The organism is Streptomyces sp. NPDC001985 (assembly GCF_040296845.1).
Taxonomy (GTDB): Bacteria; Actinomycetota; Actinomycetes; order Streptomycetales; family Streptomycetaceae; genus Streptomyces.
On the sequence record NZ_JBEOYB010000057.1, the window covers coordinates 12,306 to 26,344 of the forward strand.

General features: G+C 76.5%; 9 protein-coding genes. 4 read left to right on the plus strand and 5 right to left on the minus strand.

From position 1 onward, the window contains the following. From ABT122_RS24005 to ABT122_RS24020, 4 genes are all read left to right on the plus strand, one after another. Positions 1-2,997, plus strand: coding sequence for an ATP-binding protein (locus ABT122_RS24005; RefSeq protein ID WP_351555854.1), 2,997 nt, complete (start codon positions 1-3; stop codon positions 2,995-2,997). 86 nt (positions 2,998-3,083) lie between these two features. Further along, positions 3,084-3,680, plus strand: coding sequence for a TetR family transcriptional regulator (locus ABT122_RS24010; RefSeq protein WP_351555856.1), 597 nt, complete (start codon positions 3,084-3,086; stop codon positions 3,678-3,680). After that, entirely contained in the window at positions 3,677-4,858 is a 1,182-nt protein-coding gene (locus ABT122_RS24015) for an MFS transporter (RefSeq protein ID WP_351555858.1), read from the plus strand. Before ABT122_RS24010 ends, ABT122_RS24015 begins: the two co-directional genes overlap by 4 nt. An 85-nt stretch (positions 4,859-4,943) precedes the next feature. Beyond that, positions 4,944-6,179 carry an epoxide hydrolase family protein gene (locus ABT122_RS24020; protein ID WP_351555861.1) on the plus strand — a complete coding sequence of 412 codons (1,236 nt, stop codon included), beginning with the start codon at positions 4,944-4,946 and terminating at the stop codon, positions 6,177-6,179. Between the two features lie 741 nt (positions 6,180-6,920). On the opposite strand, the gene ABT122_RS24025 is transcribed toward ABT122_RS24020, so the two are convergent. Genes ABT122_RS24025 through ABT122_RS24045 form a run of 5 tightly spaced genes read right to left on the minus strand, consistent with a single transcriptional unit; the run spans position 6,921 to position 14,038 of the window. After that, positions 6,921-8,108 carry a peptidase M16 family protein gene (locus ABT122_RS24025; RefSeq protein ID WP_351555864.1) on the minus strand — a complete coding sequence of 396 codons (1,188 nt, stop codon included), beginning with the start codon at positions 8,106-8,108 and terminating at the stop codon, positions 6,921-6,923. Beyond that, positions 8,105-9,280 (minus strand): M16 family metallopeptidase, encoded by a 1,176-nt coding sequence (locus ABT122_RS24030; RefSeq protein WP_351555867.1) that lies wholly within the window; start codon positions 9,278-9,280, stop codon positions 8,105-8,107. The genes ABT122_RS24025 and ABT122_RS24030 overlap by 4 nt, the downstream gene beginning before the upstream one ends. Further along, positions 9,268-10,056, minus strand: coding sequence for a DUF5944 family protein (locus tag ABT122_RS24035; protein WP_351555870.1), 789 nt, complete (start codon positions 10,054-10,056; stop codon positions 9,268-9,270). Before ABT122_RS24035 ends, ABT122_RS24030 begins: the two co-directional genes overlap by 13 nt. Positions 10,057-10,088: 32 nt before the next feature. Continuing rightward, positions 10,089-12,224, minus strand: coding sequence for a YcaO-like family protein (locus ABT122_RS24040; RefSeq protein ID WP_351555873.1), 2,136 nt, complete (start codon positions 12,222-12,224; stop codon positions 10,089-10,091). Further along, entirely contained in the window at positions 12,221-14,038 is a 1,818-nt protein-coding gene (locus ABT122_RS24045) for a SagB family peptide dehydrogenase (RefSeq protein WP_351555875.1), read from the minus strand. The genes ABT122_RS24040 and ABT122_RS24045 overlap by 4 nt, the downstream gene beginning before the upstream one ends. Position 14,039: the final 1 nt, after the last annotated feature.

Consider the following 14,039-nt stretch of genomic DNA (forward strand, 5'->3'; position numbering starts at 1 on the left):
ATGAACCGCCCTGATCCGGAACCGGGGACGCGCGCCTCCCCCTCGGTCCGGCTGCGTCTGCTGGGGCCGCTGGAGGTCACCCGGGGCTCCGATGTCCTTCCGCTGGGCGGCCCCCGGCGGCGGGCGGCCCTCGGCTGTCTGCTGCTGCACAGCAATCAGGTCGTCCCGGCCAGCAGACTGATCACCGCGCTCTGGGGGGACTCCGCGCCGCCGTCGGCGCGCAAGTCGGTGCAGAACGCGGTCTGGCGTCTGCGGACGGCACTCGCGGAGGGGCAGGAGGGGCCGGAGGGGCCGGGCCCCCGGCTGCTCACCCGGGCGCCCGGGTACATGCTGCGGGCCGAGCCGTACGAGGTCGATCTGCTGCGTTTCCAGGAGCTGGCCGCCCGGGGGCGGGCCCGGAGCGCGGACGGGCTGCTGTCCGCGGCGTCCGGTCTGTGGCGGGAGGCGCTCGCGCTGTGGCGTGGCCCGGCCCTGTCCGATCTGGTGGAGGCGGGGGTCTCCTGGCCGGAGCTGCGGGCGCTGGAGGAGGCCCGGCTCGATGTTCTGGAGGACTGCTTCGACGCCGAGTTGCGGCTCGGGCACCACCATCGCGTACTGCCGGGGATTCAGCGGACGGTGCGCGGGGCGCGGCACCGGGAGCGGCTCCTGGCGCATCTGCTGACGGCGCTCTACCGCTGCGGGCGGCAGAGCGAGGCGCTGGCCGCGTACGAGGAGTTCGTCGCCTTCCTCGACCGGGAGCTGGGGCTGGAGCCGGGGCGCGAGGTGCGGGAGCTGTACCGGGCGGTCCTCTCGCACGATCCGGGGCTGCTGCGTCCCTCGCACGAGTCGGTGGTGCTCGACGGGGGCTCCGTCCGGCGGCCCCTGCTTCCGCCGGTGTCCGCGTCCGGCCCGGAGCGGGAGCATCCGGTTCTTCGGACGGTCCCTCCGGCCCGTCCGGCGGAGGTCCGCGGCGAGGTGACGGTGGTGCTGCTCCGGGCGACGGCCCGGCGCCCGGGGCCGGGCGGGGGCGGCTCGGATGGTGCGGACGGCTGGGACGGTTCTGATGTTTCGGGCGGCTGGGACGTTTCGGGCGGGGAGAGCGCGCCGGACGAGGTGGGCCGCCGGGTGCGGGCGGAGGCCGGGCGCTTCGGCGGCGGGGTGGCGGCCCGGGTCGGGGCCTTCTGGCTGCTGGTGTTCGCCGATACGGGTCCTCATGACCGGGACCACGCGTGGCGCGCCGTCTCGGCCGCGCTCTCCCTGCGCCATCACTTCTCGGGTGACCACTGGGACGCTCCGCCGGTGGCGGTCGGGGTGGCCGTGGCGACCGGGGAGGTGGCGATCGACTGTCCCGCGCGGGTCGGCGCGCCGCTCTCGGTGACCGGCCGCGCGGTGGACGAGGCCCAGGAGCTGGTGCTCCGGGCCGGCGACCGGGAGGTGTGGGTGACGGAGGAGACCCGGCGCAGAACGGCGGAGCGGCTGGAGTTCCGGCCCGCCGGCCGGGAGCCCCGGGTCTGGGCCGCCCGGGGTGCGCGCGCCCGGCCGGCGCCGGTGGGCGCGGTCGTCACCCCCGGTGTTCCGGAGCGGCAGGCCGAGTCGCTCCGGGAGCTGCTGGCGGAGGGCGGGGACGAACCGCCGGGCCGGCTGGTGCTGGTGACCGGGGAGGCGGGGCTCGGCAAGAGCCGGCTGCTGAGCGAGGTGGAGCGGGCGCCGTGGCGCCGTGGCCGGCCTCCCCTGGTGGTGCGGGCCCCGGTGGCCGCCGTGGACGGCGGCACGCTGCGGCTGCTCGCCGCCGGGCTGCGCGCGTGCTGCGGGATCGCGGAGGGGGACTCCGACGCGGTGGCCTTCGGCAGGCTCGTCGGAACGGTCCGCCGGGCCGGCCCCGGCGGCCTCGACGACCCCGACCGGATTCTGTCCCGGCTGGGTCCGCTGGTGGGCGGGGCGGGCCCGGAGGGGGGACTCTTCGCTCCGGCGGAGATCCTGGCCGCCTGGTGGCCGCTGGTGATGTCGGTGCGCTCACCGGGCCGTCGGGTGCTGGTGCTCGTCGACGATCTCGACCTCGCCGAGGACGCGGTGCTCGATCTGGTCGAGCGCTGCGCCGGGGAGGGCGGTTCCCCGGTGGTGGTCGCCGCCGCGCGCCCGGGCCTGCTGGACCGGAGACCGGGCTGGCGGCTGCCGGGGGTGTGCCGGGTGTTCGCGCTCCGGCCCTGGGACGCGGCGACGGTCGCGCGGTATGTGGCGGAGCGGAGCGGGGGGCATCCGCTCACGGGGCGGTTCGCGCGGCTGCTCGCGGAGGTGGCGGACGGCAACCCCCGGGTGGTGGAGGCGTACACGGAGCTGGTGACGGCGGGCGGCGCCCGGCGGCGCGGCACCGCCGGGGGTGTCGTCCTCCCCGCCGGGCTGCGCCACCGGGCCCGGGTGGGTCCGGCCGCGCTTCCCGGGGTGCTGCGGCGGACGGCGGAGACGGTGGCCGTCATCGGTGAGGCCGCGTGGCCCGGGGCGGTGGCGGCGGCCTGCGGGCTGGACGAGGCGGAGGCGACGGGTCTGCTGGAGGAGCTGGTCGGCCGGCGGGTGCTGGTCCGGGCCGGTGGCGGCGAGGCGTTCGGCCATCGTTACGGCTTCCGCGACACCCTGGAGTGCCAGGTGGCCCGGACGGGGTGGCCGGCCCGGGACCGCGCGGTGGCGCACACCCTGGTCGTGGAGTGGCTGAGACGGGTCGACGGGGAGCCGGAGGTGTCGGGCCATCTGCGGGACCGGGCCCTCCTCCTGGAGACCGCCACCGGCCTCGGGGCCGGGGAACTGGCCCGGCGGGCGCTGTCCTCGCGGGGGATGGCGGGGCCGCTGCCGGAGGCGCGCGACGGCGGGTGCGCGACGGAGTATCTGGCGCTGGCGGAGACCCCGCCGGTTCCGCTGGTGCGGCTGGACCGGGTGGTGCGCGCGTGGGGACGGAGCGCGGACGCTGACGCTGACGCTGACGCGAGCGAGGACGCGGACCGGGACGAGGCGGGGTTCGGGACGTGAGGTCTCGCGGCGGGGGCCCGGGCTGTGGGGGCCCGGGCTGTCCGGTCCGGGGGACATACATACGTACACGCATGTATGCTGCCCGGGTGCGCAGAACCGCGGAAGAAGCCGCTCAGACCCGGGCCTCCCTGATGGAAGCGGCCCTCTTCCTCTTCGCCGAGCAGGGGATCGCGTCGGCGCGACTGGCCGATGTGGCCCAGCGGGCCGGGCTGACGCGCGGCGCGCTCTACCACCACTTCCGGGACAAGACCGATCTCCACACCGCCGTCATGACCCACACCTGGGCGGCCGTGAGCGACCCGGTGTGGTCCGTCCTCGCCTCCGACGCGCCGCACGACGAGCGTCTGCGCGGCTTCCTCACCACCTGGCTGCGGCTGCTGCGCCACGACGCCCGGTTCCGCGCCCTGCTGACCCTGACACTGGACGGTCCGCCCGACGCGGCGGCCCTGCCCGGGGGGCGGGCCGCGAAGGCGTCCGCGCTGGGCGAGTGGCGGCGCGAACTCGAAGCCTTCTTCGCGGACGCGGACCCCCGGCCGGCCCCGGCGGTCCCACCGGCCGGAGCGGCCGCCGACGTGCTGGCCTGGCTGTGCGGCACGGCCCTGCTCGCCGCCGCCGACCCGGCCCTCCTCCCACCGGACGACGCCTCCGGTGTCGCCCCCTTCGTCAGAGGACTCCTGCCATGACCGAGACCCGCACGGGCACCCGTCCCGGTGCCGCAGTCGCCGTCACCGCGCTGGCGCTCGGCGTCGACATGTTCCTGTACGGCAGCATCGTCCCGCTGCTGCCCGACCTCCCCGCCGTCGGCGGCTCGCCGCTCGTCGCCGGGCTGCTCTTCGCCGTCTACGCCTTAGCGCTGCTCGCGGCCACCCCCTTCGTCGGGGTCTGGGTCGACCGGCGCGGCCCCCGGGCGCCGATGCTCGCCGGGCTGTCCGGACTCGCCGCGGCCACCGTGCTGTTCGCCGCGGCGGTGGACAGCGAGGGCGCGGCGGGACTGGCCCTGCTCCTCCTGGCCCGCGCCGCGCAGGGGATCGCGGCGGCCGCCTCCTGGACATCCGGGCTGGCTCTGATCGCGGCCACCCACGCACCCGAACGGCGCGGCCGGGTCATGGGGATCGCGCTCTCGGCCATCGGCGCGGGAGTGCTGCTCGGCCCCGCCGTCAGCGGAGTGCTCAGCGACGCCTGGGGCCCGCGCGCCCCGTTCCTCGTCATCGCGGCGCTCGCCGCCGGGGACGCCGTGGCGCGCCTCGTCCTCATCAAGGAGACCCCCGCGCTCGATGTGCGCACCCCCTACCGGGTGGTGGTCCGGGGGCCCCGGGTCGCCCTGCTGATCGCGCTGACCGCCCTCGGCGCGGGGGCGATCGCCTTCCCCGAGCCGGTGCTGCCGCTGCATCTGGACGGTCTCGGTCTCGGCACCACCGGCATCGGTCTGGTCTTCGCCGCCGCGGCACTGGGCGGCAGCCTGGCCGCCCCGGTGGCGGGGATGCTCACGGACAGGGCCGGTGCGCACCGCATAGCCGCCTGCGGGGCGCTCGTCGCCGCCCTCGGTTTCCTCCTCGCCGGGCGCGACTCGACGGGGTGGTCCGTCACCGGCCTGGTCGTGGTGGGCTTCGGGGCGCAACTCGTCCTCGCGCCCACCCTGGTCCTCATCGGAGCGCTCGCCGAGCACACCAGGCCGGCCGCGTACGGGGCCGCGTACGCCCTCTACAACCTCGCCTACACCGGCGGACTCGCGGCCGCGCCACTGCTGGCGGGCGCCACCGCGAAAGCGGCGGGTGTCCCCGCCACCACCCTGGTCGCCTGCGGTCTCGCGGCCGCCCTCGCGGTGGTCCTCCTCTCCCGGCGGGACGCGCCCGCGGCGTAAACCGGTACGCGGAGCGCGTCGTCGGCTGGCACCCTGGGCAACCGGCCCGACGACAGCGTTCCCCCGACCCGGTGAGGACCACGCCATGACCACCGCACGCCCCTTCCCTCTGGAGCCCACCCCGATCCATGTGCCGGACGAGGTCCTCGACGACCTGCGCGTCCGTCTCGCCTCGACCCGGCCGGCGCTGGACGAGGGGAACGAGGACTGGTCCTACGGTGTCCCGGAGAGCTATCTCCGTGAACTGGTCGCCCACTGGCGGGACGGCTACGACTGGCGCGCCGCCGAGACCGCCATCAATGCCTATGAGCACTACCGGGTGGACGTCTCCGGTGTCCCGGTCCACTTCCTGCGGAGGGCGGGCCGGGGCCCCCGCCCGGTTCCGCTGATCCTCACCCACGGCTGGCCGTGGACGTTCTGGCACTGGTCGAAGGTGATCGACCCGCTCGCCGACCCGGCCGCGCACGGCGGCGACCCCGCCGACGCGTTCGACGTCATCGTGCCGTCACTGCCCGGCTTCGGCTTCCCCGGCCCGCTCACCGGCTTCCCCGACGTCAACTTCTGGAAGGTCGCCGACCTCTGGCACACCCTGATGACCGAGACCCTGGGGTACGAGAAGTACGCCGCCGGGGGCTGCGACATCGGCGGGATCGTGGCGGGGCAGCTCGGCCACAAGTACGCGGACGAGCTGTACGGCATCCACATCGGCTCCGGACTGCCGCTCGACTTCTTCTCCGGCCCCCGCGCCTGGGACTTCGCCCGCCATCGCCCTCTCACCGACGACCAGCCCGCCGATGTCCGCGCGCGCGTCGTCGAACTGGACCACCGCTGGGCGTCGCACCTCGCGGTGCACATGCTGGACGGTGCCACGCTGGCCCACGGGCTGAGCGACTCACCCGCCGGGCTGCTCGCGTGGCTGCTGGAACGCTGGAACGGCTGGAGCGACAACGGCGGGGATGTCGAGTCCGTCTTCACCAGGGACGATCTGCTGACCCACGCCACGATCTACTGGGTGAACAATTCCATCGCCACATCGATGCGGTACTACGCCAACGCCAACCGCTACCCGTGGGTCCCCGCCCACGACCGCACGCCGGTGGTGGAGGCGCCCGTGGGGGTGACGCTGGTGACGTACGAGAATCCGCCCGGGGTGCGTGGTGCCGCGGAGCGGGTCCGGGGGTTCCGGGGTGGCCCGCAGGGCGAGTACTTCCGTCATGTGAATGTCAACGCGCATGAGCGGGGTGGTCACTTCATTCCGTGGGAGATCCCGGACGCGTGGGTGAGCGATCTGCGCCGCACCTTCCGCACCCGCAGACCGTGAGCCCCGGGGCGGGTCGGTCCCGCGGCGCGCGGGGCCGGAGCTGCCTCGGGGAGGGGTGCCTCCGGGCAGGTCGGGTTCCTCCACCGGACGGGCCGAGGCAGAACCTCCGACCCGGCTGGCGGGCCGAGGCAGAACCTCCGGCCCGGCTGGCGGGCCGAGGCACGAGAGCCAGCCCCACCGCCGGGCCAAGGCACAAGAACCCAGCCCCACCGCCGGGCCAAGGCACAAGAACCCAGCCCCTCCGGCGACCTGAGCAAACCCAGCCCCTCCGGCGATTGAGGAGCGGGGGTTCGGGGGCAGGCCCCCGACCGTGGCCCGCACTGTGCGCGGTCCTGTGGCACAGGGGCCGTCCTCAAACTCCCCCAGAGCTGCCTCCGGGAGGTACCCCCAGACCGGCTGGGTTTGCCGGGCGGGCTGGGATTGTGCAGGTGTCCTGTGGCGCGGGGTCCGTCCTCAAGCGCCGGACGGGCTGGTGGTCGCAGGGTGCGGCACCCTGTGGTGCGGGTTCCATCCTCAAACTCCCCCAGAGCTCCCTCTGGAAGGTGCCCCCAGACGGGCTGCATCTTGCACGGTGCGGCCGTCCGTGACGCGGGGTCCGTCCTCAAACTCCCCCAGAGCTGCCTCTGGGAGGTGCCCCCAGACGGGCTGGTGGTTGCAGGGTGCGGCACCCTGTGGTGCGGGTTCCGTCCTCAAACTCCCCCAGCCCGGGCAGGGCCGGCCGCACCGGGGGCGGGTGCGGGCTCATGTGGTGGCGGGGGTGGGCGCCTCCCCGTCGGCAGTCGGGCGGAGGTAGTGCCGGACCACCCCGCACACCTCGCGGCGCGTCACCCGCAGCAGCGCGCTCGGATAGCGCGCGCTCTCCTCCGGGTCCAGCCCTGCCACCGCGTACCCGCAGAGCCGCTCCGTGCACCCCCGGGCACGGTGCTCCGCCCCGAGGTACCGAACCATCAGCCGCTCCCTCGCGGCCGCGAGAAGCCCCCCGGCGAACTCCCCGCGCCCCAGCCCCCCGATCACCGCCACAGTCCGCGCCGCCACCTCCTCCCGCGCCCCTTCCGCGCAGGTGGCGACCGTCAGCCCGTACCCCCCGGCCGCGAACTCCCGGCTGAAGGCCGCCAGCGAGTACGTGAGGGCACGCTCACCGCGCAACTCCCGGTCGAGCAGCCCGTCACGGCCGCCCAGCAGCGCCCACGCCAGATGCACCGCCGCCTTGTCGGGGCTGCCCAGGCCCACCCCGGGGGTGGCGCGGAGCTGGTGGACGAGGCCGGTGCCCGCCGGGACCGAGACCGTCACGGGGCCCGGCACGCGCGCAGGCCCGGGGGCGGGGCGGGCCACCGGCCGCCGCCCGGTGGAGAGGGCCGTGAGCAGCCCCGGCAGGTCCGCCGGGTCGGCGTGGGAGAGCGCGAGCACGGGTGGCGCCGCCCCCAGCACCCGGCCGGAGAGCACGGCCGCCTCGTCGGGTCCGCAGCCGGCGAGCGCCCGGACGCGCTCGGCGTGGCCGATGCCGTACCGGTGCGCCGGGCCGAACAGCGCCCGCCGCACCCCGTCCGACCGCTGGTCCTCCGCCGCGAGGCGGGCCAGGCACGCGGCCCGCACCTCCTCGTACCCGGACTCCGGCACCCGCGCCGCCCCGGCGAACCACTCCGGCAGCGAGCGGAGGCACGGATGGTCGGCGCGCAGGCTCTCCACCGTGACGCCGGCCCAGTCCGGCGTGGTCACGGGGTCGGCCCGGACGGCCGCACCGGCCCGCCGGGCGGCCCGCGCCACCTCCCGCGCCCAGCACGCCGCGAGGAGCGGCGCCGCGACGGCGGCGGGCCGGTCGTCGGTGAGCGGCACGGCCAGGGTCGCGGCGGCCACCGCGCTCCCCCGCTCCCGGGCCGCGATCACCCTGCTCCCGCCGGCGTCGCCGACGACCACCGGCCCCTCGCTCACGGGATCTCCCCGATGTGCCGCTCCCACGACTCGGTCACCGCGGCGGCATCGGCCGCGCGCACCGTCTCGGGAGCGGCCACGGCCGCCCCGGCCGCGCCGGCCGCGACGGCGTCGGGGGCGTCGGCCGCCCGCAGGGCGGGTATCAGTGCCCCGGCCCGCAGCAGCCGCTCACCGTCCGGGCCGAGCAGCCGCTCCCGGGTCCGGAGCAGGGCCCGGCGCAGGGCCAGGGTGCCGGCTTCGGCGTCCGGCGCGGCGAGCATCGCCCACACGCACGCGTACCCCCCGAACTCCCCCACCTGGACGTCGAGTCCGCTCTCCGCCCGCACCGCGCGCCGGGCGAGGTCCTGGCAGGCACGCAGATACGGGTCGCGGGGCCCGGCCACGAAGGCCAGCCCCACCGTCCGGCGCCCCGCCGGACGGGACGGCGGGCGGGACGGCCTCGGACCGGGCGGCGCGGCGGGGAGGGCCAGGCGCACACCGCGCGCGGCGGGTCCCGCGCCCCGGGCCGCCGAGTCGGCGGGAGCGCCGTGCCCGGCCCGGTCGCCGGGCCACGCGCCGGCGGCGGTCAGCACCTCGCCCGGCCGGTCCGCCACCACCACCGCCGTGGCGCGCGACGGGTGGTACCAGCGTGCGTGGAAGCGGCGCACTCTCTCCTCCGTGAGGGCGTTGAGCACGGCGGGGTCGCCGAGCGGCGAGTGGGCGTGGGAGGTGCCCGCCCAGAGAGCCCCCAGCAGGGCCTCCTGGAGACGCCAGCGCGGGTCCGCGTGCCGCTGGGCGGTCTCCTGGCGGATTCCGGCGAGTTCCGCGCCGAGCGCCCCGGGCGGCAGCCGCAGTTCACCGAGGGCGGCGGCGAGGGTGACCAGGGCGGCCGGGGCGTCGGCGCGGCGGACCAGGGCACTGTACGCGGTGTGCTCGCGGCCCGTCCTGGCGTCGGCGAGCACACCCGGGCCGGTCCGTCCGCCGGCCGGCAGGGAGCGTACGACCAGGTGCTCCACCACATGGGCGAGACCGTGCTCACCGGGCCCCTCGTCGGCGCTGCCCACCCGCACCTGGAGCCGTACGGCCGCGAGCCGCGCCCCGGGGCGCTCGACGCCGATCGTTTCGGGGCGGCCCCGGCCGGTGGACCGGGGCCCGGCCGGGTATGCGCGCCCGGCCGCGCTCAGGACGGCCACGCGGCGGCCTCCGCGGGGGTCAGCGCCACCAGGGTCTGGGCGAGCAGCCGCCCCTTCTCGTCGGTGGCGATGACCACCCAGTCCCCGGGGGCGAGGCGGGGGTTGTCGTCGAGCGGCATGTCGTGGTGGACCCGGGGCCGCCCCGGGGTGCAGACCAGCTCGGTGGTGTGCACCAGCCCGGACGCCTCCCAGGCCACGGTGACCGGTTCCGGCGCGTCCAGCCCTTCGAGACCGACGCACCAGCGGGCCACCCGGCGCCCGGCGTTATCGCGGACCAGTCGCAGCTCGGCCCGGTCCACCCGCAGCGGTGAGACGTACTGCCCGGTGAAGGCGTACTGCACATGCCGGCCGCGCCGGTCGAAGACCACGGCGTGGGTGGCGAGCAGCCGGTTCTCCGCGTCGTAGACCGAGGCGTGGCAGTAGTCCCGCTCCTGCCCCTCGGGGAGCAGGACCAGCAGTTCCGTGGTGGCGGAGGGCTGCTGGGGGGTGAGTTCGTGCAGCCGGACCCGGCACTCCTCGCGGTCCACGAAGAAGAACTTGTGCGCCACGACCGTGCCCGGGGCGGGCGGCGCGGCGCCCACCGCGCTGGTGAAGGTCAGCCGTACCCCGCCGCCGACCGCCTCGGTGGCGATCGCGCACTCCAGCGGGGTCGCTCCCGGGGGCAGTTGCCGGCTCTCGGTGTGCGCGCCGAAGACGGCGGCGATGTCGGCGGTGCCGCCGAAGTCCGTGTTCCGTACGACGGACATCGCGGGGGTGAGGGTGAACGACGCGGACATGGCGGGCTCCTCCACAAACGGGGTGCGGGTGCTCACGGCAGCGGATGCGGATAGGGGTTGTCCGGCGCGGAGTCGTGGCCGAGCCGGGCCACGACCTCGCGCAGCCGGCGCCCGCCGAGCATCCGGCAGCCGTGGCTGCCCGCCAGATGCTGGAGGCCGGGCACCAGGACGCGTACGACGCGCACACCGAGCCGGCGGACGTCGGGGGTCGTCAGATCCACCGCGTACACGGAGTGCCCGGCGGCGCGCACCGCCTCGACCAGGGTGTCGAGCGGGTCGGCGGGCGCGGCGGACTCGTCGTACGGGGGGCGCGCGGGGCGGGTGCGGGGCGCCGGCGACGAGGGGTGGACGAGGTAGCCGGCCCGTTCGCGCAGGGCCGGGTGCTTCGTGTAGAGAACGGCGTGCTTGTTGAAGTCGTCGACATCGGAGAAGTCCTCCGCGACCTGCCAGTCCTCGTACCGCCGCAGCAGCCGGCGGACATAGGTGAGCCCCTGCGCGGCCTCCAGGAACGCCTTCTCCACCGCCTTCACGGGCGAGAGCCGGCAGGCGCTGCCGAAGGACATCACCCGGTCGGCACCGCTGCCGTGCTCCATCACCGCGACCACGGACGAGGGCGCGAGGTCCAGGGAGAGGTCGTGGAACCGCACGCGCCAGGCCGTGGCCTGCTCCAGCAGATACGAGACGCGGGAGGAGGCGGCGACGACCTCCGGGGCGACCGGGCGCGGGGGCAGCCGGTGCAGCCAGGAGATCGCCAGCGCGTCCCGCTCGATGATCTCGCAGAGGCCGCCCACCAGCGCCTGCCGGTAGGTGGGCGCGGCGGCGAGACCGGTGGAGACGGAGGGGGCGATGGGGCTCTCCCCGGGCAGCCGCCGGTAGTGCATATGGACCTGGGAAGCCGGTACGAGGACGGGGGCGCCGGTGGCCAGATCGGTCGCGGGCGTCCAGCGGACCGGGGTGTCCTCGTCGAACGGGACGAAGGGGAAGCCGGGTTGGGCGTACTGCTCCGGGGCGAAGAGCGCGAACGCGTCCGGGGCGACCGCCGGGACGTCGAGTTCGCGGCGGCGGGCCAGCCGCAGCCGGGAGGGCCGGTAGAAACCGGCGGCGTACCGCTCCAGGGACTCCCCCAGGGTCGCCTCGACCGCCTCGCTCTTGGAGAATCCGGCTCCGCCGTTGCGGGTGACCCGCAGGGAGGGACGCAGCAGGGAGAGATCCGCGGATGTGCTGCCGCTGAGATAGACGGGCGGACCGCTCTCCGCGCGGCGCACGCTCGCCGCGTGGACGATGCCGACACGGTCGTCCTCGGCGTCCCGCAGGCCCGGGGACGCGGGACCGGAGGCGGAAGGGAAAGGGGAAGGGGAAGCGGAAGCCGGTGGTCCCGGGGGCTCCGGCGATTCCGGCGGCTCGGGCGATGGCGGCCCTCCGTCGCACACCGGGCAGTTGGGCACGATCGCCAGATGGCGTTCGACCCGGTCGGGGCTGCCGGGGTCCTGCCACAGGACGGTGTCGCGGGCCCGGGCCGGATCGGCGGCCCACTCGGCGATCCGGCCGGCGGCGGCACCCGCGAGCCGTGCCGATGTCCAGGGCCGCACCTCGTGCTCGTACGGCCGTCCCCCGGTCCGTGCCAGATGGCGGGTGTAGGCGCGCCAGGTCGTGCCGTGCGGCGAGTTGGAGCTGACCCGCAGGCGCAGGCACTCATGGCAGGCGACGGTCCGCCCCGGGGTCCACAGCGGTCCGGTGAAGGTCACATCGGCGCCGGCCGCTCCGTACACCAGATGCGGCAGGCCCGCGCGGACGCAGTGCTCGGCGGCGCGTGCCGTCCGGGGGTCGAAGAGCGAGAGGGTCGCGATGACGGCCAGCGGGGGACGCGGTCCGTCCCCCGGGGTGATGAGGGGTTCGGGTTCGCTGTCCTCGTCCGCGATCCGGGGGGACGGTCCCGGCACCTCCGCGAGGACCGCGCCGGCCTGGCGGGTCAGCGCGGCCGGGCCGAGGACCAGGACGCCGCCGCCGGGGCTCCCGGGTCCGGTGCTCGGCGGGGGCGGCGCGGCGGCGGACCGCCCGGCGAGCCGGAGCAGCCCGGTGCCCCTGATCCGGCGCACCTCGGCGGCCGTCTCGATGAAGCCGTTCTCGTCGTCCAGCGGGTGGAGCACGCGGGGCGCCTCGGTGGTCATACCGTCTCCTCGGTGCGGGAACGGGGGCCCGCGGGAGGGCCCAGCAGGGTGAGGTAGAGGACCGCGTCGTCGACGCCGTCCACGCCCACCAGGTCGTTGAAGTAGTCATCGATGAAGGCGATCATCGGGTGGGCGACCAGGCCGAGCGCGGTGGCCGTGAGGACGACGCTCTGCGCGAGATGGCCGCAGTCGAGCAGGACGGTGCGGTAGCCGCGCTCCCGGTACTTCCACTGATTGCGGCGGAAGGCGCCGGTGTAGATGACCATCGCGGCGGCCTGGTCCGCCCGGTCCCGGTAGCCGGTCCGCGCCGTGACCTCGGACCAGGTCCGGTCGGAGCGGACGAGTTGCAGGCACTGGCGGCCGGGGTGCACGTAGTACAGCCCCGGCTCGATACCGGTGACCCGGTTGACCAGCAGGAAGAGATCGCAGGAGTAGAGCCCGCCCGCCGACGGGGTGGCCCGCAGCGGCAGTCGGACATCGGGCCCCGCGACCCCGCTGCCCGTGGTCCCGCAGGTGAGACTCACCAACCGGGCCAGTTGGTCCCGGGTCAGCGCGCCGCCGCCCATGGCCGCCCAGGAGCGGCGGCGGCGCACACACTCGTCCAGCGGCGCGAGAGCGGTGCTCCGCTCCCCGGTGGCCGTGGCGGTCGCGGGTGTGCCGGTGAGGTCGTAGGTGCGGGCGGTGTCGCGGAAGTCCCGGTGGGCCCGGCCGATGAGCCGGCGGGCGCCGGGGGCCATGCCAGCGATGTCGACGGCGGGCAGGGTGCCGAAGGCGGTGCGCATCTTGGAGTTCTCGTGGAAGATCCGGCTGAGCCGCACATCGCCGGGCCGGTAGGAGAGCGAGAGCTGGCGCGGGGCGCGCAGACCCGGGGGCGGCGGGGCGTCGGTGCCGGTCCGGGGCTCCTCGGCCGTCTCCGCGCGCGCGGGGGTGATGCGGCAGGCCACGACGGTGACACCCGCGCCGGCCGGGCTCAGGGTCCGGACCCGTGCGCGCAGCCCGTGGCGGGCCAGCGCGGAGCGGAGCAGCGCCGTTTCCGTCCCGGGGGCGGGCCCCTCGGGGAGATCCTCGTGGGCGATCACACCGGTCTCGATGATGTCCCCGGGCCCGGTGATCCCGCCGGTCCGGCCGGCACCGCCCGCCGGGGGGACGGAGCCCCGCACCGGGTCCGTCGGAGCCGTGGGGGCCGTGGGGGCCGTGGGGCCGGCGAGCGCGGCCAGCTCCGCGAGGGCCAGCAGCCGCAGCACCGCGCGCACCGCGCGCCGGACGCCCCGGCGGGGGTCGAGATCGCAGACCTCGGCGCGCAGTGGACGGGCCAGCCGGGGAAGGCGGAGCACCGCTCCGATGACCGGCACCGAGGCCGTTTCCCCCAGCAGATGGCATTCGATACGGGCGCCGGTGCCGCGCAGGGCCGTCCGGGCGGGCTCGCAGCCCTCGATACGGATGCCTTCGACAGGGGTGCCCCCGACGGCGCCCGCGCGGTCCCGGCGGCGCGCGAGCCCGGTGGTCACCGCCCGGGCCAGGGCCTCGTCGCGGCCGGCCCCGGCTCCCGTGTCGGCGGGCTCCCCCGCCCGTGCGAGCCGTGCCCGGGCCGCCGCGGCGACGAGCAGGAGCGCGGCCCCCGCCCGGTCGGCGGCGACGGCGACATCGAGCACCGGAATGTCGGCGGCGGCGAGGTCGAGACGTTCGTCCGCGTGCCCGAGGGGGACGAGCGCGGCGGCGTGGGCCCGTACGTACAGCGGAAGGGGCAGGGCGCGGACGCCGTAGCCCAGCGAGGTCACGGCAGCTTCGGCCGGGAGGGCGAGAAGGTCGGCCATG